The sequence below is a fragment of the Pseudoalteromonas sp. S3776 genome (genome assembly GCF_005886915.1).
Classification (GTDB): domain Bacteria; phylum Pseudomonadota; class Gammaproteobacteria; order Enterobacterales; family Alteromonadaceae; genus Pseudoalteromonas.
This window is the reverse complement of the sequence record NZ_PNCU01000002.1, coordinates 273,343-296,725: the sequence shown is the minus strand read 5'-3', so window position 1 is coordinate 296,725 and position 23,383 is coordinate 273,343. Positions and strand designations below refer to the sequence as shown.

Here is a 23,383-nt window from a genome sequence, read left to right as displayed (position 1 = left end):
ACCAAACCGCATAATTAAGTGATCTATTTTGAGGATGGATAAACGTGTTGATAGCAAGGCAAAAAATTCGCTATTTAGTTGTTCTCGGCAATTGCTCCTGCATTGCTCTACCTTCTGCATCCATGCAGTCGTAAATGAGAATTTTTTAACGCAGATAGCGACACGTTTAGCCCCTGAAAATGATTAAGTATTATTGCGGATTGGTATTATACGGATGGGTTTTAAGCCAGTGCTCAGCGATTTGTTCGCGCGTGGCAAACCATACCTGCTCATGGGAGCTCGCATATTCTAAAAACCGCGCTAGGGCTTTAATGCGTCCTGGGCGGCCAATTAAGCGACAATGTAAACCTATCGACATCATTTTTGGGGCGTTTTCACCTTCTGGGTCGCCTTCTTCATAAAGCGTATCGAATGCATCTTTTAAGTAATTATAAAACTGATCGCCGGCATTAAAACCTTGCACAGCAGCAAAGCGCATATCGTTTACATCAAGCGTGTAGGGCACTATTAGCTGTGGTTTACCTTCTTTAATACTGTAAAAGGGTAAGTCGTCGCTGTAATCGTCGGCGTCATATAAAAATGAGCCATTTTCGACTACAAGCGCTGCAGTATTTGGGCTTGTGCGCCCGGTGTACCAGCCTGTGGGCTTTTTACCAGTAAGCGTTTGAATTATTTCAATGGCCTTTTGCATATGCTCGCGCTCGGTTTGCTTATCTATCTGTTGATAATTAATCCAGCGCAGGCCATGGCTTGCAATTTCGTGTCCTGCATCAACAAAAGCTTTAGCTACATCGGGGTGGCGCTCAAGGGCCATTGCGACTGCAAAAATGGTGACCGGTATATCGTATTTTTTAAATAGTTTAAGTAAACGCCATACACCCGCTCGCGAGCCATATTCATAAATAGACTCCATGCTTATATGGCGGTCTTCTACATGCGGGGCACTGACTATTTCAGATAAAAATGTTTCGGCCGCTGCATCACCATGTAATACACAGTTTTCACCGCCTTCTTCGTAATTTAATACCACTTGCACAGCAATGCGGGCTTTATTGGGCCAATTTGCATGGGGCACCTGTGATCCATAACCGACTAAATCGCGCGGGTAGTGTTTAAATTGCTCGCTCATGTTATTGCTCCTTTTTAAGCGTTGTGAGCCAAGAGCCTAGCGTTTCGCGCTCTGCATCAGTCATTTTGGTCATATTTGCCAATGGCATGTCTTTGGTTATAACCGCGCGGGTATGAATAAGCGTGCTGGCTTTTTTTACATCAGCAAGTGAGTCGAGCTTAAAGCCAAGCGGCGCTGTTTGAAAAAGCTCAGAGGTAGGTGTGTCACTGTGGCACTGTGTACAGTGCTTGCTGATTATATCCCACGCTTGAGTGTCGGTAATGCTTGCTTGTAAAGGTGCGTTTTCGCCTGCATTTGTTGGGCTGCTAGGCCACGGAGCTATAGCCAGCATTAGGGCAAAAAAGGCGGCAATACCACTTATAAGTACCGAAGGTTTATTAATACCTTGGTGCTTTAAGTTAAAGTAATGGCGTATCCACATGCCAATACCAAATAGCGCAATTAATATAAGCCAGCCAAAGCTGTGGCTGTAGGTGTAAGGAAAGTGATTGCTCAGCATAATAAATACCACAGGTAACGTGGCGTAGTTATTATGAATAGAGCACAGCTTTGCTTTTAAACCCGGTGCTGAATCAGGAATACGGCCAGCTTCTACTTCGCTTACCATGTAGCGCTGCCCTGGCATAATAATGTGATACACATTGCCAACCATACACGTACCAATAAGCGCACCTACATGAATATACACAGCGCGGTCACTAAATAGCTGGTCAACCCCGTAAGTCCAAAGGGCCAATATGCCAATAACCACAGCAATAAACGCTTTACCGTTTTCAACGAGCGGGGTTTTGCACAATAATCGATAAACACCATACCCTAAGCCAATAAAGCCAAGCGACGCGCCAATAGCGGCAAATTTACTTAGCTCACTTTTACTGTTATCGATTAGGTAAACATCGGCGCCAACATAATAAAGTAGGCTAAATAATAAAATACCGGTGATCCACGTTGTGTAGGCTTCCCATTTAAACCAGTGCAGGGTATGCGGCATTTCTTCAGGGCCATTTTGATACTTAGCCACTTCGTAAAAGCCACCGCCGTGCACGGCCCATAAATCGCCTTTTATGCCTTTGTCTTGTTTCCACTGTGGCGGGGTTTGTAAGTTATTATCAAGCCACGCAAAATAAAACGACGCCCCAATCCACGCAATGCCTGCAATGACATGAAAATAACGCAGGACTAAATGAGCAAGCTCAAATAAATAGTTTTCCATTAGGTTAAGCCTCTTCTAATTGCGGTGTGTGGGTTGTTGAAAACTGCTCTTTTGCATCGCGCTTATACACGCTTTTACCCATGATGTAGGTTTGTTCTATGCAGCGGTCATCGCCTAGCATCATCATGGCAAAAAGTTTCTCATGCAGGGTTTTTGCATGGCCAATTCTGAATTTTAAAAATGAGGTAGCCGCATAGTCCATTACTATAAAGTCAGCTTCACAGCCAATAGCAAAGTTACCTATAGTGCCTTCTAAATCAAGCGCCCGTGCACCACCTAAAGTAGCGAGATACATGCCTTTAAATGCTGAAAACTTTTGACCTTGTAATTGCTGGATTTTGTAAGCTTCGTTACCTGTTTGTAGCATAGAAAAACTCGTGCCTGCGCCTACATCGGTACCCATACCCACGTTTATTCCGTGCTCCTCACAGGCTTTTAAATTTAAAAGGCCCGAGCCTAAAAATAAGTTAGAGGTAGGGCAGTGAGATATAGCCGCGCCCTGATCGGCAAGGCAGCAAAGCTCACGTTCAGATAAATGAATACTATGGGCAAATACCGAGCGCTTACGCACCATTTTAGCTTGCTCGTAAACGCCAAGGTAATCTTCTGCTTCTGGGAATAATCCTTTTACCCATTCGCACTCGTCTTTGTTTTCAGATAAGTGTGTATGCAGGTAGGTGTCGGGGTATTCTTCTAATAATTGAGTACATTTTTGTAGTTGCTCTGGGGTTGATGTGGGCGCAAAACGTGGCGTTACCGCATAGCTTAACCTATCAACATTGTGCCATTTTTCTATCAGTGCTTTTGATTGATCGTAACTGGTTTGCGCGCAATCTGATAAGTCATCTGGGCAGTTTCTGTCCATCATTACCTTACCGGCAATCATACGTAAATTACGTTTTTGAGATTCGTTAAAAAACGCATCTACCGATTGCGGGTGCACAGTACCAAATACCAATGCGGTAGTGGTGCCGTTTCTAAGTAGCTCATCTAAAAAGCGATTAGATATATCTTTTGAATAATGCTCACAGGTAAACTTTTTTTCGGTTGGAAAGGCATATTCGGTGAGCCAGCTTAAAAGCTGCTCGCCATACGCGCCGACCATTTCGGTTTGCGGCAAATGTATGTGCGTGTCTATCATGCCGGGCATAACCAATTTGCCATCGTGGCGAATAATAGTGGCTGATTTATCTAAGCTTGGCAGTATGTCTTGCTCGTAACCGAGGTTAACCACTTTGCCGTTTTGAATAACTAACGCGCCTTTTTCAAAATAGCGATGGGCGCTTTCGCCTGCTATGGCGGGGTCGTCAACAAAATCGAGTATGTTGGCACAAATTACGGTCATTTTATTATTGTTGTGGGTGCTCATAATTAGCTGCCTCTGTACGTTGAGTAGCCAAATGGGCTAAGCAATAATGGAATATGATGGTGTTTTTTATCTTGCAATCTAAAGGTTATTTGCGCTTCTGGGTAAAATGCTGGGGTAGGCTGGTTTTCATAGTAACTATCTAAATCAAATACCAACTTATAGGTTGCAAATTCTACGTCTGTATTTAGCCAGTCGGTAATACGCCCGTCGCTATTTGTTTTACCTTGGGCAATTAATTGCCACTTGTTATTAGTGTATACAAACAATTGTACAGCTACATTGGCTGCAGGTTTACCTGTGCTGGTATCGAGAATATGGGTAGTGATAGGGCTTTTATTCATAGCAATGACTCCAATCTTATTTTTGTTATTTTGGCTTGTTCGCCTGCAGCTATATTGAGCTCTGTGCTGCGGGTGTTGTGTATACGCTGCTCAATAAGTTCAAGCATTTGCTCAGCACTTTTGCCGCTGGCACACACAATAAATATAAAGCCAAATTTACTGAGGTATTCTTTATTTAGCGCAATCATTTTTTTAAGGGTTTGCTCGTTTGCTTTGCTCATTCCTGATTGTTCGTGCCCCGCTTTTTGCGCTGTAGCGGCGTACTTTTTACTTAATGTTGATAAATCGCCAATTTGCGGGTGGCCTTCAAAAGCGGCCAAATAATCGCTCTCACTTAGGCTATCCCATACGCTTTGAGCGCTCTGAAATAGGTGCTCTTTATTTTCAAATGGCATGGTATTTAGCATACCGCTTACCCATTTAGGGGCAGCGCAGCAATGCTCTAATGCCTGATGCGCTTGCGCTTCATTTAGGTTATTAATTTTTAAGCGACTCATGCATCTACTTCCTCTTGCGTGGTGTTAATTAGGGCATTTTTAAGTGCTCGCCATTGCACACCTTGGCGTTTAGGCGCATGGGTTTGCATAGCCTGATAAAGGCCAATTAACTGCCCACTAATCGAAATGGCCACTTCCATAGGGAGCTTGCCCGTTACATTTTCAAGCCCAACAGGGCAGACCATTTGCTTTATTTGCTCGGTGGTAAAATCGCGATGAGCTAAGCGCTGCTTAAAGCGTTTTGCTTTGGTATCTGAGCCAATTACGCCAAGCCAATTGGCATCGGCGCGTTTAATAATGGCTTGTGTGAGTGCAAAATCGAGCTGGTGGTTATGGGTTAATATTAAGTAATTATTAGCTTTGGGCGCGCGTTTAACTTGCTCTGTTGGCTCTTCATCAACCACTTTTACTACGTTATTAGGGATTGATTGTGGGAATACATCGGCGCGGCTATCTATCCAACGTATACGCATAGGCAGCTGTTCCAATATACCAATAAGCGCTTGTGCTACGTGGCCTGCGCCATAAATATCAAGCGTAAAGCGCTCGCATTGCATGCACTCAAGCATCACGGTGGCAGCCCCGCCGCAGCACTGGCCTAAATTTGCGCCTAGGTTAAATTGCTCTATCACTTGCGCGGCCTCACCTTTGGCAAGTAGCTCGCGGGCTTTTTCTATTACTACGTATTCAAGGTGACCACCGCCAAGGGTGTCGTAAATATGTTCGCCACTTATTATCATTTTAGAGCCTATGCCCCGTGGGGTTGAGCCATTGGTGCCAAGCACAGTCGCAATAACATAGTTAGTGCCGCTCTGCTCGTGCTCGTTTATAGCTTGCGCCCAATTTTGAGTATGAAAACCCTGAAACGACTCATTTAAATTAGCCATGTTGATGCTCCTTAAACCAGCTAGCGGTTTGCTCAATTGCATTTAATACACGCTCAGGCGTAGCAGGCGTATCAAGTGGGGCGGTGTATTTGTAATCGGCCACACTGCTTATGGCATTACGAATAGCACTCCATACACTAAAGGCCAGCATAAACGGCGGCTCGCCAACCGCTTTTGATCTAAATACGGTGGTTTCTGGGTTGGCCGAATTATATAAATTGACGTTAAATTCGGCAGGTGTATCGCCAATAGCAGGAATTTTATAGTTAGCAGGGCCAAAGCTTGCAAGCTGGCCTTTATCATTCCATTGTAAGTCTTCGGTGGTAAGCCAGCCCATACCTTGCACAAAGGCACCTTCAATTTGCCCAATATCAAGTGCTGGGTTAATTGAACTGCCCACATCGTGCAGAATATCAACACGCGTTACGGTGTTTTCGCCTGTCAGCGTATCGATTTCTACTTCACTGAGCGCTACGCCGTGTGCGTAGTAAAAAAATGGGCGGCCCTCACCTTTCGCTCTATCATAATGAATTTTAGGCGTGGCGTAATAACCCGTTGATGAAAGCGATATACGATTCATGTAAGCAAGGTTTGCAAGTTCGCTAAAGCTAATTTCGCCTTTGCTAAAGGTTATGAGATTATCTTTAAATACAATACTTTGGTTGTCTACTTCAAAGTGCTCACTTATAAAGTTAATTAAGCGCTCTTTTATGGTGTTTACAGCGTTTAGCGCCGCCATACCGTTTAAGTCGGTCCCGCTTGATGCGGCGGTTGGCGAGGTGTTTGGTACTTTGTCGGTACGGGTAGCGCTTATGCTTACCGCGTTAAAATCGACCCCAAAGCCATGGGCCACAATTTGCGCAATTTTGGTGTTTAGCCCTTGGCCCATTTCGGTGCCGCCGTGGTTTAAATGTATAGAGCCATCACTATATACATGTACAAGTGCACCGGCTTGGTTTAAGTGTTGTACAGTAAACGATATACCGTATTTAACCGGCGTCATCGCAAGGCCTTTTTTGATAATAGGCGATGTGGTATTAAAGGCTTTAATTGCCTCTTTTCGCGCCCAGTAATCCCCCGACTCCTCAAGCTGAGCAATCATATCTATTAAAATATGCTGCTCTACTGTTTGATGATACGGGGTGGTGTCGCGGCCTTTTTTGTATAAATTAAGTTTTCGGATCTCAAGCGGATCTTTCCCTAACTTAGCGGCAATGTCGTCCATTATTAGCTCGCCCATGATCATGCCTTGCGGGCCACCAAATCCTCTAAAGGCGGTTTGGCTTACGGTGTTTACTTTACAGCGATTCCCTTTAATGGTGGCAGTTGGGTAGTAATACGCGTTATCGGCATGAAACATTGCACGGTCTACAATGGCATCAGATAAATCAGGCGAATAACCACAAAATCCATTTACGGTTACATCAGCGCCTTCAATTAGGCCATTTTCGTCAAACCCTACATGGTATTGGTTATAAAATGGGTGGCGTTTACCGGTAAGTTTAAAGTCGTCGCTGCGGGCTAGGCGCATTTTCACTGCACAGCCAAGGTAATAAACCGCAAGCGCTGCAAGGCAAGCCCACGGTGCGCCTTGGGTTTCTTTACCGCCAAAAGCACCGCCCATACGGCGGGTTTCTACGTTAACAAAGCTAAATGGCTTTTTTAAAATTTTAGCAACTAAGTGCTGCACCTCTGTAGGGTGTTGCGTAGAGCACTGAACATGAATCCCGCCGTCGTTATCGGGCTGAGCGAGTGCTATTTGTCCCTCAAGGTAAAAATGTTCTTGCCCGCCTATGTGTATTTCGCCTGTAAGCTGGTGGGCTGCATTGTTGATGGCTTGCTCGCTATTACCACGGTTAAGTGAATGGGGCGGTCTTACCCAATGCTCTTTTTTTATGGCTTCTTTAATATCGAGTATAGGTGTAGTTTGCTCGCACTCTATAACCACTAAGCGAGCAGCGCGGCGCGCAATGGCGTAGCTGTCGGCAACGACTACCAGTACCGGTTGCCCGTGGTATTGAATTTCATGGCTAGTAAGCAGTACATCACCTGGAAATACCGGGCCAATATCAAGCTTACCGGGTACATCATCAGCCGATAAAATACGTTTAACACCTGCAACTTCAAGCGCTTTACTTGTATCAATTGATTTAATAAAGCCGCTAGTAATAGGCGCAAGCACAGGGTAGGCGTGTAAGCAGCCATGAGGCTCTGGGTTATCGTCGGCGTAGTTTGCATTGCCACATACTTGTTTTATTGCACTTTCGTGGTATTTAGATTGGCCAACACTTCCGCCTTGGGCTTTTAGTTTATCCATTTCAAAGTGACGCATGTGAGATCCTCGTAATGGCAATGTTGTTATTATTTTTATTGCTGCTTGGCTGTGCACCGCAAAACTCAATACCAATACGCTGTAGCAAGTTTTTGCTTACCGTAGTGCGGTAATGTGCGCTGCTGCGTACGTCGCTCATGGGTGCAAAGTCATCATTTATAGCATTAGCGGCATCTATAAACGTGCTTACTTGTAAGGGCTGAGCATTAAGCTTTTGCTCTATATGCGCGGCGCGTTTGGGTATGGCAGCCATACCGCCCATGGCGCAGCGGGCATTGCTAATTACGCCTTGTGTTTGCTCTATAGCCAGTACTAAACACACAGTAGATATATCATCTTCAAAGCGTTTTGAAATTTTATGGCACGCAAGCTTTAAAGAGTCTGGGCGTTTTGGCACTGTAATTTTGCTAATGACTTCATCGCTTTTAATTACTGTTTTTTTGTAATCAACAAAGTAGTCGGCCACGTTTATAGTACGTGTGCCTGCTGCGCTTAATAAATCTAGAGTGGCATTAAGTGCAATTAACAATGGGGCTGGATCGCCAATAGGAGAGGCATTTCCTATGCTGCCACCTAAGGTGCCACTGTTACGTACTTGGTTAGAGCCAAGGCGTTCAAACAGCTCCTTAGACTCAGGGTAATAAGTGTAAAACGCTTCAACAAATTGGCTGTAAGGGAGAGCTGCACCAATATGTAGCTCGCCGTTGTTATCGCTTAATGTGCACAGCTCTTTAGCTTGGCTAAGCGATATAATAATATCGGGCAATAGCATGTTTTGGCTTAGCTCAATGGCAAAGTCGGTGCTACCAGCAACCAAGTGTGCCTGCGGGTAATGCGCTTTTAGCTCAACAAGTTGCGCTGCACTTTGCGGTAAATAAAACGTACGAGGGCCATTTTTTAAACAAGGAATGTCATCACCTATATTTAGTGATGCCTTAAATTGTGCAGCCATGGCAGAGTAAGGCTCATTTTTATGCTCGTAGCTATAAGCTTTTTCAACTGCAAGTAAAATAGGGCTGTAACCAGTGCAGCGGCATAAGTTACCACCTAAAGCATGAATTGCGGCTTTTTTACCAGGGTAACTCGGATTATTAATATAAAGTGCCAACATGCTCATTATTATACCAGGGGTACAAAAACCGCACTGCGAACCATGGCACTCCACTAACGCACGCTGTACTGGGTGTAAGTCTTCAAGGGTTGGGTAAAGCCCAGCAGTTACAGCCTCTACGGTTACTATATGCTTTGCGTGTGCATTGCCTAATAAAAGCAAGCAGCTGTTCATGGTTTGGTAGTGCCAAACTGCGTTACCGTTTGAATTTGTTTTTTCTTCGCCGACTAAAATTGTGCACGCGCCGCAATCGCCTGTAGCACACCCTTCTTTGGTGCCCATTTTCCCTTTTTTGGTGCGTAGCCAGTCCAAAATGGTGAGATTTGGCGAGCATTCTTCTACTTCTATTGGCGTGTCATTTAATAAAAATTGAATCACACAGACCCCCTTATTTTTTATAAAGCCCTGATATGTAAAGGCTTGCCGTATGTTTTTTCTTGTTGTTTGCGCACGGGTAAGAAAAATACTTTTTCATCTTGGTAAGTTTATTGCAGTTACCATGCCATTGTTGACCGTTTGGTCAGCTAGGTTTCTAGGCTAGCTTATTTAACCAACAAGCACAAAGAAAGGTTTAAGTAATGGACAATAAATACCGCCTTACTATGCAGGGAATGACAAAGCACTACCCCGGGTGTATAGCCAACGACGGCGTAACAATAAAAATAAAACATGGTGAGGTGCATGCCCTGCTTGGTGAAAACGGCGCAGGTAAAAGCACTTTAATGAAAGTGCTTTACGGTGTAGTTAAACCTGACCAAGGGGACATGTTTTTTAATGGCCGAGTAATGAACATAAAAGAACCGGCTGATGCCCGCGAATTAGGCATAGGTATGGTGTTTCAACATTTCTCGTTATTTGAAACCTTAACTGTTTCGCAAAATATCGCATTAGCGCTGGGCGATTTAGCAGGACACAGTAGTTCGCTTGCTAGCAGAATTAGTAAAACATCTAAGCGCTACGGCATGCCGCTTGACCCGCATAGGCTGGTGTCAACGCTTTCAACGGGCGAGCGACAGCGGGTAGAAATAATAAGGTGCTTATTATTAGATATTCAGTTACTTATTTTAGACGAACCCACCTCAGTACTCACCCCTCAAGAAGTTGATGCTTTATTTACAACATTAAAATCACTCAAAAAAGAAGGCTGCTCGGTACTCTTTATTAGCCATAAGTTGCATGAAGTTATTGAGCTGTGCGACAGCGCGACTATTTTACGCGGCGGCAAAGTGAGTGGGCATTGCATTCCTAAAAACGAAACCAGCGAATCTATAGCGCGCTTAATGGTAGGCGACAGTACGCCAATAAGTAACCAAATGCGCAGAGCGAAAGGCACAGGCGACTTTTTAACAGTCAATAATTTATCAACCAATGCGCAGGCACTATTCGACACGCCACTTAAAAATATTAACTTTGCCGTACAGCAAGGCGAAATAGTGGGTATTGCAGGCGTTGCTGGTAACGGGCAAGAAGAGCTATTAAAAGCGCTCTCGGGTGAGGAAATACAAGAAAACAGTAGCGCAATAAAATTTAAAAATACCGCTGTTGATGCGTTATACCCATTAAAAAGGCGCAGACTCGGGCTTGCATGCGTACCCGAGGACAGGCTAGGGCGCGGCGCAGTCCCTGATATGGATTTAGCGCACAATGCACTTCTTACCAGCTTTGATAGCGGTTTAGTTAAAAAAGGCTTTTTAGTAAAACAAAAAATTAGCCAACTCGCCGATAAAATTATTAAAAAATACAAAGTAAAAACCCCAAGTAACCGTACGCATGCACTAAGCCTTTCTGGTGGTAACTTACAAAAGTTTATTATTGGCCGAGAGGTTGAGCAAAACCCACAATTGCTGGTTATGTCGCACCCTACTTGGGGTGTAGATATTGGCGCGCAAGTGGCTATTCACGAGGCAATTTTAACGCTGCGCGACGAAGGTTGTGCAGTACTGGTTATTTCAGAAGACTTAGATGAACTCTATAAAATTTGTGACCGAATTGGGGCAATTTGTGATGGCAAACTCTCGCCTATTTTAAATACCGACTGTGTACCACTTGTGCAATTAGGGCAGTGGATGGCGGGCGATTTTAATCACGACACCAAAAGCAAGAGAGCAAAAATAACACCGCAAGGAGCGCCGGCATGATAAAGCTTGAACCCCGCGTAGAGCGCTCAAAAAGTTGGAGTTATCTCTCTCCTGTTTTAGCCATATTGCTCACATTAATAACAGGGTATGTGGTGTTTGCCTTACTCGGGCACGACCCGCTTAATGCCTTATATACGTTACTTGTAGCGCCTATTTCTGACTGGTATGGCGTTACCGAGCTATTAGTAATGACCATTCCAATTTTATTATGTGCCTATGGTTTAGCGCTGTGTTACAGAGCCTCGGTGTGGAATATCGGCGCTGAAGGGCAGCTACTGATTGGTGGTGTATGCGCCAGTGCCGTAGCTGTTAACTTTGTTGATTCAACAAGTGCATTTGCATTAGGGCTTACATTACTTGCAGGTATTGCCGGTGGCATGTTGTGGGCAGGCCTTGCTGCATTTATGAAATTACGTTTAAACACCAACGAAATTTTAGTCACCATTATGCTCAATTACATTGCCGTTAACGTGTTGCTGTGGTCAGTACATGGGCCATTAAAAGACCCATACGGTTATAACTTTCCTGAAAGCGCGCTCTTTGGCGATAGCACCTTACTACCAGTTTTATTTGAGGGTACTCGCCTTCATTTAGGGTTAGCTTTTGCGCTATTAGCGCTGTGTGCAACATGGGTGTTTATCAGTAAAACCTTTGTGGGGTTTCAAATACAAGTACTTGGGCTTGATGCATCGGCTGCCAAAATGGCGGGCTATAAACGCGCGCTTTTAATTGCCGGTGTATTGGTAATAAGTGGCGGGTTAGCAGGGCTTGCTGGGGCTGGCGAAGTGGCTGGGCCTATTGGGCAATTAGTGCCACAAATATCACCCGGTTATGGTTACGCCGCAATTATTGTGGCCTTTTTAGGGCGCTTACATCCTTTGGGTATTACCTTAGCAGGGCTGTTAATGGGGCTTATTTATATGGGCGGCGAAATGGCGCAAATAGAAATTGGCCTACCCAATGCCATTACCGGCATTTTTCAGGGCTTAATGCTGTTTTATTTACTCTCGTGCGATGTGCTTATTGGTTATCGCATTAAATTGTTACTGCCATTTAAACAACAAAAAACGCAGCTAACACCCATCGCACAGGAATCTTAAACATGGATTTAGAGGTAATCACAAATATTTTATACGCCACTATTCGCACCGGTACGCCTTTATTGCTGGTGGCTCTAGGTGAGATGGTATGCGAAAAAAGCGGCACCCTTAACCTTGGGCAAGAGGGCATGATGTTATTAGGCGCGGTGGCAGGGTTTATAACCATGTACCAATGCGACAACCTACTTATAGGCTTTAGCGTGGCTGCGCTTGTGGGGGTTATGGCGTCGTTAGTATTTGCGTTTGTCGCACTTAATTTAAATGCCAGCCAAGTGGCTGCGGGGTTAGCGCTCACTATTTTTGGCACGGGCTTGTCGGCATTTTTAGGCGCCGACTACGAGGGAAAAACCATTAATGCCTTACCTACTTTAGCAATTGCAGGGTTTGAGCATATTCCGCTATTGGGCAAAGCGCTGTTTTCGCAAGATGCCATTGTGTATTTAAGTTGGGCGTTGGTGCTAAGTGCTTATTTGTTTTTTAAACATCACAGAGCAGGGCTTGCGGTACGTGCCATAGGCGAAAACCCAGGTGTAGGTAATAACTTAGGTTTACCTGTTATGCGTACTCGTTATTTAGCCGTTATGTTTGGCGGTGCATTAGCGGGTATTGCAGGGGCGTACTTGTCGCTTGCTTACACACCGCTTTGGACACAAAACATGACATCAGGGCGTGGCTGGATAGCGCTGGCTTTAGTGGTTTTTGCAAGCTGGCGAATTGAGCGGGTAATGCTTGGCGCTTATTTATTTGGTTTTGCCAGCATTATGCACTTAGTGGCACAGGCGCTTGGCTTAGCGGTGGATTCTAATTTACTGGCCATGCTGCCTTATAGTGCAACGCTTATTGTACTGATTATGCTCAGTAAAAATAAACAAAAACTAAAAATGTACGAACCCATGTGGCTAGGGAAACCGTGGCATAAAGGGCATTAAAACTTTAAATAAAGAGTAAAAATAAGCCTTCAACAGGATATTAAAAATACAACACGGAGAATAACAATGAAAAAACTAATAACAGCGCTTGGCGTAGCACTTAGCTTAGGGTTAAGCGCGAGTGCAATGGCAAAAGACAGCGTAAAAGTAGGGTTTGTATATGTAAGCCCGATTGGCGAAGCTGGTTGGACTTACACCCACGATGTAAGCCGCCGCTACCTAGAGGATAAATTTGGCGAAAAAATAAAAACCACCTTTGTAGAAAGCGTGCCAGAGGGCGCCGATGCAGAGCGAGTTATTACACAATTAGCCAAAAGCGGGCACGATTTAATATTTACCACCTCGTTTGGCTACATGAACCCGACCATTAAAGTGGCTAAGCGTTTTCCTAATGTAAAGTTTGAGCATGCGACAGGTTATAAACGCGCTAAAAATGTGGGCACTTATTTTGACCGTATTTACGAAGGGCGCTACCTAACCGGTGTTATTGCAGGGCACATGAGTAAATCCGACAGCATTGGCTATATTGCTGCATTTCCAATCCCGGAGGTAATACGCGGTATTAACGCATTTACTTTAGGGCTGCGCTCAGTAAAACCTAACGCTCAAGTAAAAGTAGTGTGGGTTAATAGCTGGTTTGACCCGGGTAAAGAGCGCGAAGCTGCCGACAGCTTAATCGACCAAGGTGTTGATATTATTACCCAACACACCGACTCGCCTGCGCCACTTCAAGCCGCAGAAGCCGCCGGCATATACGCCATTGGTTACCACTCAGATATGAGCGGCTATGGTAAAAAAGCGCACCTTACGGCGCCTGTGCATCATTGGGATGAGTTTTACGCTGAGCGCGTGCAGCAAGTGCTTGACGATAAATGGCAGTCGCAAAATGTATGGAAAGGCATAGAGGCCAGTATGACCCGCTTAGCGCCCCTGAGTAAAGACATTCCTGCCAATGTTGTTGCAGAGGTAGAAGCCATTAAAACCAAAATTGCTAATGGTGAGTTTCATCCATTTAGCGGCCCAATTAACAATCAGCAGGGTGAGCTGGTAACTAAAGCGGGGCAAACAATTGATGATAAAACCTTACTTAGTATGGACTTTTATGTAGAGGGTGTTGAAGGGCAGCTTAAATAAGCGCCACTGTATTTAAATTAAAACCTGGGCAAGGCATTTATACCTTGCCCATATTAAAGCGCTAAAAGGATATTGACCATGTCAAACCAAGAAGCAATCTCAGAAGACATAATTTACGCAGTAGATGATAAACCAGGGCTGACCGAATCCTTTTTTGCTGCCCTGCAACATGTACTGGCAAGTTTTGTAAGTATTATTACGCCTACGCTTATTATTGGTGGGGTATTGGGGCTTGGCAGCGAAATACCCTATTTAATTAGTATGGCGTTGTTTGTGTCGGGTGTTGGTACGTTTATTCAAGCGCGCCGTGTGGGGCCCATTGGCTCAGGGCTTATATGTGTGCAAGGCACCAGTTTTGCTTTTTTAGGCACTATTTTAGCCACCGGCTTTTCTGTAAAAGCCACCGGAGGCAATAACGATGAGGTACTGGCCACTATATTTGCAGTGTGCTTTTTAGCGGCCTTTGTAGAAATATTTATTAGTTTTTTTATAGAAAAGCTCGGCAAGGTCATTAAACCTGTAGTCACCGGTGTGGTGATCACCACCATTGGGGTTTACCTCATTAAAGTAGGCATGACCGACATAGGCGGCGGGCAATGGTTATTAACTAATATGCCTGAAAAGTTTGCCTCGCCAAGTAACTTAATTGTGGGATTTTCGGTGGTGGCATTAGTGGTGTTACTTAACGCCAGCAAAAACCAGTGGGTAAGGCTTACCGCAGTGGTTGTAGCCATGATAGTAGGCTGGATACTTGCAGTTATTTTAGGCATTGCCAAGTTCGAGGTGGGCGAGTTTGATTTAATTGCCATGCCAATCCCCTTCAAATACGGCTTTAATATTGATTTTGGCGCCATGATTGCCTTTGGCTTTTTATACCTTATTACAGCCATAGAATCGACTGGTGATATAACCGCTAATTGTGCAGTGTCTAAATTACCCGTTAAAGGTGCAAGCTATTTAGCCCGAATACGCGCAGGTGTATTAGGTGATGGTGTTAACTCAATGATTGCAGCTGCGTTTAATACCTTTCCAAATACTACTTTTAGTCAAAACAATGGGGTTATTCAGTTAACAGGTGTGGCAAGTAGGTACATTGGCCTATGGATTGGTGCAATACTGATTGTTTTAGGGCTGTTTCCGGTGGTGGGGGCTGTACTACAAAACATACCAAAACCCGTACTTGGCGGTGCAACGCTTGTAATGTTTGGCACCGTAGCAGCCGCAGGGGTCAAAATACTCGCAAGCGAAAAAATCAATCGCCGTAGTTTACTTATTATTGCGGTGAGCTTAGGCATGGGGCTAGGGGTTAGTTTTGTACCAGAGCTATTTATAAATGCGCCTAAATTAGTAACCGCCATATTTGGAAGTGCTGTGACGGTGTCGGGTTTAACAGCAATAGTTATGACGTTGGTATTGCCTGAAAATTATTCAGCAAGTACAGATCATCTTAACTAAACTAATAAAATTATAAAAAAGGGATTAACAATGAAAATCAAAACAATCAAAAAGTTAGCATTAGTAACTGCAATTGCTGTTTGCTCAACGGGCGTGTCGGCAAAAGAGCTTTGGTCAGATTTTAGTATTACCGCCATGACCGGCGCAGATTACCTAGAACCGTTTTCTGGCGAAGAAGACAACAGAAGCGTAGTCACTATTGAGCACGCATCGGGGCATACCTGGGGGGGCACGTTCTTCTTTATGGATAGATCAAGTAACCCCGATGAAGTATACGGAGAGCTAAACATAAACCCAACGCTTTACAAACCACAAGACGGCTTTGTTAAAGAGGTGTTTTTAGGGCTACAAACAGAATATGGCTCAGGCGATACCGATCAAAATAACTATTTATTAGGGGGTGGCGTATCGCTAGATGTACCTGGTTTTCAATACTTTAATGTGGCTTATTACCGTCGTTTTCAGGACGATATAGGTATAGAGCGTGAAGATAACAATCAAATAACCGTAACGTGGGGTTATAACAAGGGTAACTTTAGGTACGATGGCTTTTTAGATATTGTTGATAGCACCGACACTCTATTTGGTAAAAGCGAAGGCGGTTTTAACTTTACCTCACAACTTAAATACAACATTGCTCCTATGCTTGGCCTCGACACAGGCCGCCTTGATGTAGGTATAGAGTACGTATATTGGAAAAATAAGTTTGGTGTAGATGGTCAAACAGAGCACAACCCTAACCTAATGGTTAAATGGCATTTTTAACCTAGTAAGTGTTAAAAATACAAAAGCATAAGCTGCAGTTAACTGCAGCTTTTAAGTTACTAACATTAATAAAGGGCCTATTAGCGTTTAATTTTGCTTTACAGCACAAATGTTTTTTACATTAGGGGTTAACCATTTCACTAATGTGTTGTAATTTAAAGTAGCAATATTTACTTTTAATGCCAGATTAAAAGGAAGAATGATGAAACCCCTCATTTTAATTTTAAGCTTGTTTATAAGCTGCTCAGTGTGGGCCGAGACCACTAAAAATATGCCCGTAGCTATAAATTGGTTGCAGTTAATCGATGCGGGAGAATATACAAAAAGCTGGCAACAAGCCGATGCGCTATTTAAATCGCAATTAAATAAAACAAACTGGAAAAGCGCCTTAAGCACAGTGCGTGCGCCATTGGGTAAAGTGGCTACACGAGAACAAATAAGCGCTAATGAATACACATCTTTACCGGGTGCCCCACAGGGTAAATACCGTATTGTGCAGTTTAAAACGCAATTTGCGGCAAGGCTTGCAGTTGAAACCCTAACATTAAGTAAAAGTAGCGGGCAATGGCGTGCGGTGGGCTATTTTATTAAATAGCTATTTTGCGTATTTATTAATATGAGAAAAAGCCATTAGCACATCACGCGCATAATTAAGCCGCGGGTGAGCAAGCGCCCCTTTACGCCACGCCAAATATAAATTGTTTTCAGGGCCTTGTGGGCCAAGTTTAATTAACCTTCCTGATTGAATATCTTCATGACATAGATAATCAGGCAGCACGGTATAGCCTACACCGGTTCTTACTATGCCGGCGAGCGCGCGTATATCGGGGCAGCGTGCAATTATTTTTGACGTACAGCTTTGCTTAAATACGGTATCAAAATACTGGCGTATAAGTGGTAATTGGCTGTCGTAACTAACCACTGGCAGCGTGTTTAACAGTGCCGGCGTAATAGTTTGCCCCTCTAAGCTTTGGGCTAATAAACGGTGCGCTACTAGTACTAGCTCTTCGCTGTCGAGCACTTCAAAGTCGTAAATTTTGTTGTCGGGCAAGGAGGCCGTAATAGCCATATCGGCAACGCCGGTGTCGAGCGCTGAATAAATTTGCTCGCGATTACCTGGGATCACGACCACATCAACATTGCCTGCTTGTAATAAATTAGCCAATTGGGCAGAAGCCACATAGCTAATATATTCAGCGGGCCCTGCAAGTGTAATTGTACCGCTCACATCGCTAGAGCGGGTGCGTACAGACGCTATTTTTTGCTCTATGGCATCTAGGTGGTTTGCCACTTGGCCTGCTAAGTCGTGGGCTGCATTACTTGGCTCAACGCCTCGGTGGCGGCGCTCAAATAATGATTTACCCACTACCGACTCCATTGTTTGTATATGGGCGGTGGCTGCAGGTTGCGACAATCCTAAATTTTTAGCCGCACGGGAAATATTTCTACAGCGGTAAACTTCAACAAAGGTGCGTAGTTGAACAAAGTAAGACATAAATACTTGGTATCAGAAATCCGATAGGTAAAGCAAGATTAACTGAATTCTACTTATTGTAAAGAGCGCGTACACTTGCCGCTCATTCAAAGATTAAACGTTATCGTATTTATTTTATAAATTTGGCAATTAATGACTTGTAAGTTAAAGATTAACTCCCATTTTATAAAGCAATGAGCACAAGGGGCTAAGCCCCGCAACCAAGTAGAGTACAAATATGTTAAATTTTGCATTTAAAAACCGCACCGAGATTTTATTCGGCAAAGATCAAATTAACGAGATCGCAAGCCGCGTACCTAGCGAAGGCAAGGTCATGTTTTTATACGGTGGTGGTTCTATCAAAAAGAACGGCGTATATGACGATGTAGTAAATGCACTTAAAGGTGTAGATTTTGTTGAGTTTTCGGGTGTTGAACCAAACCCAACTTACGAAACGCTTTCTAAAGCAGTTGAACTTGTAAAAGAGCAAAACGTTACTTTTATTTTAGCTGTAGGCGGCGGCAGTGTAATTGACGGTGCTAAATACGTAGCGGCAGCAGCAAAATACGAAGGCGATGGCTGGGATATTTTAGTAAATGGCGCAGAAGTAAAAAGCGCACTGCCTATTGGTGCGGTATTAACGCTACCGGCAACAGGCTCAGAAAGTAACGGTAACTCGGTTGTTACCCGTAAAGAAACGCAGCAAAAACGCGCCTTTGGTACACCAATAGTGCAGCCGCAGTTTGCAGTGTTAGACCCACAGTACACATTCTCGCTTCCTACTCGCCAAATTTCTAATGGCGTAGTTGATGCGTTTGTACACGTTATTGAGCAATACTTAACGTACCCAGTAAATGCCCCACTACAAGACCGTTTTGCAGAAGGTATTTTATCTACGCTAATTGAGCAAGGCCCTAAAGCCCTAGAAAACCCAGAAGATTACGACGTACGTGCAAACGTAATGTGGTCGGCAACAATGGCGTTAAATGGTTTAATTGGCCAAGGTGTTCCACAAGATTGGTCTACGCATATGATAGGCCATGAGCTAACAGCGCTTTATAACTTAGACCACGCTGTAACGCTTGCTATTGTATTACCGCCACTTATGTTTGTTCAGCAAGAGCAAAAACGCGCTAAAATTATTCAATTAGGTGAGCGTGTATTTGGCCTAAATATGGAAGACAAAAACGAGCTGATTGATGCAACCATTAAACATACTCAAGACTTTTTTGAGCAAATGGGCATTAAAACCAAACTTGGCGATTACGACCTAGGTGAAGAAGCCGTTGAAGCGGTTGGCAATAACCTTGAGCGTAACGGCATGACAGCCCTTGGCGAACATGGCGATATTGACGTTGCCAAAGCGAAGAAAATTTTAAGCCTAGCGCTTTAATTTAATTGCTTTTATGAATGGCGCTTTTTAGCGCCATTTTTTATGCTCAAAAAGTTAAAAACTAAAAGCTAAAAGCTAAAAGCTAAAAGCTAAAAGCTAAAAGCTAAAAGCTACACCAGTCTTTAATTTAAGATATTGAATAAATTACTAAAGCTATGCTACTTTGAGATAAATTACGTAAAGGAATCCCCCCAAGCATGGACACCCCAATAGACTTTTCTACCTACACATTAGATGAACTTTACTCCAGCGCAAAAGCCATTGACCGAGAACGTTTTCCCGAGCGCGCAAAAGAAATAGACGAGCTTATAAAAACTCGAGAAGCGCAAGCGCACGCACAAAATACTGACTTAAAAATAGCGGGAGAAAAAGCATCACGCGGGGACAGGCTTGTTGCTGCTATTATTGACGGCCTAATAGGTATAGCGGTTTTTATACCTGTAATAATGTATATCGGTTTTGAAAGTTTAAGCCAACCAAATCTGAGTTTAACGGCATTTTTATGGGGCTTCGGTGTGTTTTCTATGTTAGTGCTTCATGGTTACCTTATGTATCACCGAGGACAAACTATTGGTAAATACTGCATGTCTATTCGTATAGAAAACCTAGACGGCACACAAGCAAGTTTTACAACTATTTACTTGAAACGCATGTTACCTATGCAGCTGCTATCATTAGTCCCTTCGGTAGGTCAGTTTATTGCTGGATTTGTAAACCCTGCATTTATATTAGGAAAAGATAAACGCTGTTTACACGATCATATAGCGGGAACAAAAGTGAGTAATATTTAGCAATAGCAATACTCAGCGAAGGATAATACTTTAAAGGGATTTATGAAAAAACTAACAAGGTACAAAAAAACACCCAGCGCAAAACTACTTTGGACGCTTGGTTTCAACACATTTATCGCAGTTATAGTTTTATTTTGGGTAGAGGTATTTATTGAACAGCCTTTGCTGCATCAATTTTTATACCTCTTTGCGTTTGTATTATTGAGGTTTTTTTCACAGTGGTATTGTGCAAACACAGAACAGGCTCATGCAATTGAAATTGTAAATGGCGAGTTTGAACTACTCGGCATAAATATAAAAGTGTCTGAGCTAGAAGAAGTGCTTTATTGCCAAACTAAGCGTTTTGAGCATATTTTACGATTTAAGTTTAAAAACGCGACATACCAAGATATTGAAATAACCGCTCCAGATTTAATTGACGACCTACGTTTTTACTATTTTATGGTTGATAACGGCCTACCAGTAAAAATGACAGATGATAGTGGCCGTTTTTTTGACGAAGATTAACAGCGCAGCAAGGAGCAGTGGTGAGCAAACTGGTTTTAATATTTTTGATGCTAGTAAGTGTCATCTTTAGTGAATATTCAAATGCAAGCTCATTTGAAGGATGTTATCCCTGGACGGATAAAATAACGAGCGCGACTCCTATGCTAAACAAAGATGGAGGCGAAAGTAATGAGCATTTTAAACTACAAACGAGTTACATAAATGTATTCAAGGAAGGCGAAAATATCTTACAGAAGGCCTTATATGGGGCTACAACTTTCATATTTGCACTATCACAGCGCCGCTTGAGGGAACTACAGAACCATTACCTTTAGTACTAAAGGATAAAAACTGGTGTTTGAAGAACAAGAGCCCGAATACGACATTAACTGTAAATTTAAGCTAGAATTTGATGAAAATGGCTTGAATCTTAAGGATGAGAACCATCACTGCTCCAACTATATGTTTTACTGTGGGGCCCATGCAAGTGTTCATGACGTTCACCTAACTAAAACCAACAAAGGCTGCAATTAACTAGGCTAGTTATTATTTAACTTACAATTCAGCTAACAGGGACTTACTATGCGCGGCTTTTTATTATTTATAGGTTACTCATCTTATATTGGCAGTGTGGGTGATGGCTTGCTTGGTATGTACGTACTATGGGTTGTAATCAGTAATAATTTAGCATTTTTAAGCTTATCGCTTAATGACTTTTTAGCGCAGTATGTTGAGTTTATATATTGGGTGAAGCAGGTTGCATTTTATGTCATGCCAAAAGGCTTTGCCATCTGGTTATTTGGCATACCAGCTGTTATTTACTTTCCCGTACGGATATTAATGAGCTTAGCCATTGGCTGGTGGGCGCTTAAAAAGGCGGCTCAAATAAAAGCTGAAAGATATTAAAAGTGGTTACATACAAAAAATTCGACATACTTTATCTTGATGGTGCCGCAGGGCTATTTGCAGGTTTAACTTTGTTTAGTTTTCAAGAATGGTTTCAAGAAGTCTATTCTTTACCTATGTATGCCCTCCAAATTATTACAGCAGCTAATATGCTTTATGGTACGCTAGCATTGTTGTTGGCTTCTAAAAGAAAAAGATGCTTTTTAATAATTAAAATATTAGCTTTAGCCAACACATTTTGGACATTGGTTTGCTTCTGTTTCATTTTTATATACCTAGATTCTGCAAGTTGGAAAGGTATAAGCTTATTAATTTTAGAGGCTCTTTTTGTTGGTTATTTAGCCTATTATGAGTCGGTTAATTGCAATAGCTTAATTTACAGCCCTACTTATAAAAAATGTGTAAAAACTACTCACTTTTAAAATATTTACCTTTTTAAATATCGCATACCACAACACCCAATCTTAAATTTAACAAAGTAACCTTTAACTCACTGTTTTAAAATGCATTTTACACTTCCCTTTTTGGCTTTTACTAATTGCACCTGGCATATAAATTGATACACCAAAGTATAAAATTTAAAAGGGAATGCACATGACTGCTGAATACTTTATGGTGCTGGGGTTACTCGGTGTGGCATTTTTTGCTGTAGCAGGCGCATTGTTGGGCTACGAAAAAAACATAAGTGGATTTGGTGTAGTTGTAGTTGCAACAGTTACTGCTTTAGGTGGTGGCACACTACGAGATATACTTTTAGATAAACCGATCTTTTGGGTAGCCACGCCCGAGTATTTATATTCAGCGTACGCCGCTATTATCGCCACCATATTATTTGTGCGTTATCTACCACACGTAAACAACTATTACTTTTTACTCGTAGATGCCATAGGGATGGCGTTATTTAATATTATGGGCATAGAAAAAGCCTTAATAGGCGGCACAGGTATGATTATCGCGATAACAATGGGGATCACTACAGGGATATTTGGCGGCCTAATACGCGATGTGATTTGCCGTGAAGTGCCTTCAGTTATGCGCAACGAACCCTATGCCTCAGCCTGCTTAGTCGGTGGTTTAGTTTATGCTGCGTTATTTACCCTAGAAGTCGATTACATTTGGTGTATTTTAGGCTCATTGTTTTCAACGGTATTTTTAAGGCTAGGCTCGCTTAAATGGGGCTGGCACCTAACCATTTTCAGAAAAAAAGATTTTAAAAATCAAAGTGATTAGGTTTTAAGGCAGGAGTTATTCATTGGCTGAGTTTGCATATGGTACTCATAGTTATCTTCCCCAGAGTTCTTAAAGCCTAGTCGAGTATAAAGTGCTTTAGCAGGGTTGTTTTTAAGTACTGTTAGTTTGATAGGCTTTAACTTTGCAGTTTTAATTACTTGCTCAATAACGCCTCTGCCGTAGCCTTTATTTTGATGGTTGGGGTGTATTTGTAATTGCATTATTTCAATGTGACTACCCGATACCTTGTACTTTAGCGTACCTATAGTATCACCATTAAACTGTATGAGATGAGAGCAATCGTATTGTTCGTCAACCCTTTCATTATGCTGTTGCTCAGTTAAAAATAAGCCGGCCACCTCAAGGTGCTCTACCATAGTAAGTTTTCTAAGATTTAATTAATAACCTGAGCCTTGGCTAATAAATTTATCTCAAACAGCTATTTTTAGCGCTAACGGCGTTGAATTTACTTGCAATAGGCTAGCTATTGACGCGCAAATTCGCCTTGTTTTCACTTAAAATTTCTAGCTAGAGAAAACAGACCCAGTATCATTACTAGCCAACTATATCTAAATCTCTTAACCAAAGTTCAGGTTAAACCGCTTTTCGGGCGTGGCTTTTGTAAACGTAAAAACCAACATGTCCTTTCTTGTATTTAAAAAATTTAACTTTAGTTGAATCACTTTTTGTAAAAATTAGGTCT

General features: G+C 42.8%; 23 protein-coding genes. 13 read left to right on the top strand and 10 right to left on the bottom strand.

Translation table 11 applies throughout. The features are described 5' to 3' along the window. Positions 1 to 190 precede the first annotated feature (190 nt). Genes puuE through xdhA form a run of 8 tightly spaced genes read right to left on the bottom strand, consistent with a single transcriptional unit; the run spans position 191 to position 9,257 of the window. On the bottom strand, positions 191 to 1,129 hold the full coding sequence (gene puuE, locus CWC16_RS02545; RefSeq protein WP_138540381.1) for an allantoinase PuuE: 939 nt from the start codon (positions 1,127 to 1,129) through the stop codon (positions 191 to 193). A 1-nt stretch (position 1,130) separates the two neighbouring features. Further along, positions 1,131 to 2,342: a urate hydroxylase PuuD gene (locus tag CWC16_RS02540; RefSeq protein ID WP_138540380.1), complete on the bottom strand. Its 1,212-nt coding sequence runs from the start codon at positions 2,340 to 2,342 to the stop codon at positions 1,131 to 1,133. Positions 2,343 to 2,346: 4 nt separating this feature from the next. Further along, complete coding sequence (guaD, locus tag CWC16_RS02535) at positions 2,347 to 3,711, bottom strand: guanine deaminase (RefSeq protein ID WP_138540379.1); 1,365 nt, start codon at positions 3,709 to 3,711, stop codon at positions 2,347 to 2,349. Between the two features lie 2 nt (positions 3,712 to 3,713). Then, the gene (gene uraH / locus CWC16_RS02530; protein ID WP_138540378.1) at positions 3,714 to 4,052 is read right to left on the bottom strand and encodes a hydroxyisourate hydrolase; all 339 of its coding nucleotides are present in this window, start codon (positions 4,050 to 4,052) and stop codon (positions 3,714 to 3,716) included. Beyond that, positions 4,049 to 4,549 (bottom strand): 2-oxo-4-hydroxy-4-carboxy-5-ureidoimidazoline decarboxylase, encoded by a 501-nt coding sequence (gene uraD / locus CWC16_RS02525; protein ID WP_138540377.1) that lies wholly within the window; start codon positions 4,547 to 4,549, stop codon positions 4,049 to 4,051. Before uraD ends, uraH begins: the two co-directional genes overlap by 4 nt. Next, positions 4,546 to 5,436 carry a xanthine dehydrogenase accessory protein XdhC gene (xdhC, locus tag CWC16_RS02520; protein ID WP_138540376.1) on the bottom strand — a complete coding sequence of 297 codons (891 nt, stop codon included), beginning with the start codon at positions 5,434 to 5,436 and terminating at the stop codon, positions 4,546 to 4,548. The genes uraD and xdhC overlap by 4 nt, the downstream gene beginning before the upstream one ends. Beyond that, positions 5,429 to 7,768: a xanthine dehydrogenase molybdopterin binding subunit gene (xdhB, locus tag CWC16_RS02515; RefSeq protein ID WP_138540375.1), complete on the bottom strand. Its 2,340-nt coding sequence runs from the start codon at positions 7,766 to 7,768 to the stop codon at positions 5,429 to 5,431. Before xdhB ends, xdhC begins: the two co-directional genes overlap by 8 nt. Further along, positions 7,755 to 9,257, bottom strand: a complete 1,503-nt coding sequence (gene xdhA / locus CWC16_RS02510) for a xanthine dehydrogenase small subunit (protein ID WP_138540374.1) — start codon at positions 9,255 to 9,257, stop codon at positions 7,755 to 7,757. The genes xdhB and xdhA overlap by 14 nt, the downstream gene beginning before the upstream one ends. Before the next feature lie 200 nt (positions 9,258 to 9,457). Here xdhA and CWC16_RS02505 point away from each other — a divergent pair, with 200 nt between their 5' ends. The 7 genes from CWC16_RS02505 to CWC16_RS02475 all read left to right on the top strand — a co-directional run bounded on the left by CWC16_RS02505 (position 9,458) and on the right by CWC16_RS02475 (position 16,995). After that, positions 9,458 to 11,017: an ABC transporter ATP-binding protein gene (locus CWC16_RS02505; protein WP_138540373.1), complete on the top strand. Its 1,560-nt coding sequence runs from the start codon at positions 9,458 to 9,460 to the stop codon at positions 11,015 to 11,017. Then, positions 11,014 to 12,117, top strand: coding sequence for an ABC transporter permease (locus tag CWC16_RS02500; protein WP_138540372.1), 1,104 nt, complete (start codon positions 11,014 to 11,016; stop codon positions 12,115 to 12,117). The genes CWC16_RS02505 and CWC16_RS02500 overlap by 4 nt, the downstream gene beginning before the upstream one ends. Before the next feature lie 2 nt (positions 12,118 to 12,119). Next, entirely contained in the window at positions 12,120 to 13,046 is a 927-nt protein-coding gene (locus CWC16_RS02495; protein ID WP_138540371.1) for an ABC transporter permease, read from the top strand. Between the two features lie 66 nt (positions 13,047 to 13,112). Next, complete coding sequence (locus CWC16_RS02490; RefSeq protein ID WP_138540370.1) at positions 13,113 to 14,180, top strand: BMP family ABC transporter substrate-binding protein; 1,068 nt, start codon at positions 13,113 to 13,115, stop codon at positions 14,178 to 14,180. Between the two features lie 78 nt (positions 14,181 to 14,258). Beyond that, a complete protein-coding gene (locus CWC16_RS02485; RefSeq protein ID WP_138540369.1) occupies positions 14,259 to 15,635 on the top strand; it encodes a uracil-xanthine permease family protein in 1,377 nt (458 codons plus the stop codon). A 30-nt stretch (positions 15,636 to 15,665) separates the two neighbouring features. Further along, entirely contained in the window at positions 15,666 to 16,400 is a 735-nt protein-coding gene (locus CWC16_RS02480) for a DUF5020 family protein (protein ID WP_138540368.1), read from the top strand. Positions 16,401 to 16,602: 202 nt separating this feature from the next. After that, positions 16,603 to 16,995, top strand: coding sequence for a DUF4019 domain-containing protein (locus tag CWC16_RS02475; protein WP_138540393.1), 393 nt, complete (start codon positions 16,603 to 16,605; stop codon positions 16,993 to 16,995). On the opposite strand, the gene CWC16_RS02470 is transcribed toward CWC16_RS02475, so the two are convergent. Beyond that, complete coding sequence (locus tag CWC16_RS02470) at positions 16,996 to 17,895, bottom strand: LysR family transcriptional regulator (protein WP_138540367.1); 900 nt, start codon at positions 17,893 to 17,895, stop codon at positions 16,996 to 16,998. It lies immediately after the preceding gene. A 217-nt stretch (positions 17,896 to 18,112) separates the two neighbouring features. Here CWC16_RS02470 and CWC16_RS02465 point away from each other — a divergent pair, with 217 nt between their 5' ends. The 6 genes from CWC16_RS02465 (at position 18,113) to CWC16_RS02435 (ending at position 22,680) form a co-directional block, all read left to right on the top strand. Then, entirely contained in the window at positions 18,113 to 19,267 is a 1,155-nt protein-coding gene (locus CWC16_RS02465) for an iron-containing alcohol dehydrogenase (protein WP_138540366.1), read from the top strand. 197 nt (positions 19,268 to 19,464) lie between these two features. Beyond that, positions 19,465 to 20,058 (top strand): RDD family protein, encoded by a 594-nt coding sequence (locus CWC16_RS02460; protein ID WP_138540365.1) that lies wholly within the window; start codon positions 19,465 to 19,467, stop codon positions 20,056 to 20,058. A gap of 42 nt (positions 20,059 to 20,100) precedes the next feature. Continuing rightward, entirely contained in the window at positions 20,101 to 20,565 is a 465-nt protein-coding gene (locus CWC16_RS02455) for a hypothetical protein (protein WP_055018918.1), read from the top strand. 561 nt (positions 20,566 to 21,126) lie between these two features. Further along, on the top strand, positions 21,127 to 21,450 hold the full coding sequence (locus CWC16_RS02445; protein ID WP_138540364.1) for a hypothetical protein: 324 nt from the start codon (positions 21,127 to 21,129) through the stop codon (positions 21,448 to 21,450). A 2-nt stretch (positions 21,451 to 21,452) separates the two neighbouring features. Beyond that, on the top strand, positions 21,453 to 21,872 hold the full coding sequence (locus CWC16_RS02440) for a hypothetical protein (protein WP_138540363.1): 420 nt from the start codon (positions 21,453 to 21,455) through the stop codon (positions 21,870 to 21,872). Positions 21,873 to 22,044: 172 nt separating this feature from the next. Then, on the top strand, positions 22,045 to 22,680 hold the full coding sequence (locus CWC16_RS02435) for a trimeric intracellular cation channel family protein (protein ID WP_055018920.1): 636 nt from the start codon (positions 22,045 to 22,047) through the stop codon (positions 22,678 to 22,680). Here the strand turns inward: CWC16_RS02435 and CWC16_RS02430 are convergent. After that, entirely contained in the window at positions 22,677 to 23,057 is a 381-nt protein-coding gene (locus CWC16_RS02430) for a GNAT family N-acetyltransferase (protein ID WP_171037614.1), read from the bottom strand. The genes CWC16_RS02435 and CWC16_RS02430 overlap by 4 nt on opposite strands. Positions 23,058 to 23,383: the final 326 nt, after the last annotated feature.

Bases quoted from the DNA above. Each gene is read 5' to 3' on its own strand.
- CWC16_RS02460 (WP_138540365.1), top strand. From the start codon at position 19,465: ATGGACACCCCAATAGACTTTTCTACCTACACATTAGATGAACTTTAC.
- CWC16_RS02435 (WP_055018920.1), top strand. From the start codon at position 22,045: ATGACTGCTGAATACTTTATGGTGCTGGGGTTACTCGGTGTGGCATTT.
- CWC16_RS02490 (WP_138540370.1), top strand. From the start codon at position 13,113: ATGAAAAAACTAATAACAGCGCTTGGCGTAGCACTTAGCTTAGGGTTA.
- CWC16_RS02485 (WP_138540369.1), top strand. From the start codon at position 14,259: ATGTCAAACCAAGAAGCAATCTCAGAAGACATAATTTACGCAGTAGAT.
- uraD (WP_138540377.1), bottom strand. From the start codon at position 4,549: ATGAGTCGCTTAAAAATTAATAACCTAAATGAAGCGCAAGCGCATCAG.
- xdhB (WP_138540375.1), bottom strand. From the start codon at position 7,768: ATGCGTCACTTTGAAATGGATAAACTAAAAGCCCAAGGCGGAAGTGTT.
- puuE (WP_138540381.1), bottom strand. From the start codon at position 1,129: ATGAGCGAGCAATTTAAACACTACCCGCGCGATTTAGTCGGTTATGGA.
- CWC16_RS02470 (WP_138540367.1), bottom strand. From the start codon at position 17,895: ATGTCTTACTTTGTTCAACTACGCACCTTTGTTGAAGTTTACCGCTGT.
- CWC16_RS02540 (WP_138540380.1), bottom strand. From the start codon at position 2,342: ATGGAAAACTATTTATTTGAGCTTGCTCATTTAGTCCTGCGTTATTTT.
- CWC16_RS02445 (WP_138540364.1), top strand. From the start codon at position 21,127: ATGCGCGGCTTTTTATTATTTATAGGTTACTCATCTTATATTGGCAGT.
- CWC16_RS02505 (WP_138540373.1), top strand. From the start codon at position 9,458: ATGGACAATAAATACCGCCTTACTATGCAGGGAATGACAAAGCACTAC.
- CWC16_RS02430 (WP_171037614.1), bottom strand. From the start codon at position 23,057: ATGGTAGAGCACCTTGAGGTGGCCGGCTTATTTTTAACTGAGCAACAG.
- CWC16_RS02465 (WP_138540366.1), top strand. From the start codon at position 18,113: ATGTTAAATTTTGCATTTAAAAACCGCACCGAGATTTTATTCGGCAAA.
- guaD (WP_138540379.1), bottom strand. From the start codon at position 3,711: ATGAGCACCCACAACAATAATAAAATGACCGTAATTTGTGCCAACATA.
- CWC16_RS02480 (WP_138540368.1), top strand. From the start codon at position 15,666: ATGAAAATCAAAACAATCAAAAAGTTAGCATTAGTAACTGCAATTGCT.
- CWC16_RS02475 (WP_138540393.1), top strand. From the start codon at position 16,603: ATGAAACCCCTCATTTTAATTTTAAGCTTGTTTATAAGCTGCTCAGTG.
- CWC16_RS02455 (WP_055018918.1), top strand. From the start codon at position 20,101: ATGAAAAAACTAACAAGGTACAAAAAAACACCCAGCGCAAAACTACTT.
- CWC16_RS02495 (WP_138540371.1), top strand. From the start codon at position 12,120: ATGGATTTAGAGGTAATCACAAATATTTTATACGCCACTATTCGCACC.
- CWC16_RS02500 (WP_138540372.1), top strand. From the start codon at position 11,014: ATGATAAAGCTTGAACCCCGCGTAGAGCGCTCAAAAAGTTGGAGTTAT.
- xdhC (WP_138540376.1), bottom strand. From the start codon at position 5,436: ATGGCTAATTTAAATGAGTCGTTTCAGGGTTTTCATACTCAAAATTGG.
- uraH (WP_138540378.1), bottom strand. From the start codon at position 4,052: ATGAATAAAAGCCCTATCACTACCCATATTCTCGATACCAGCACAGGT.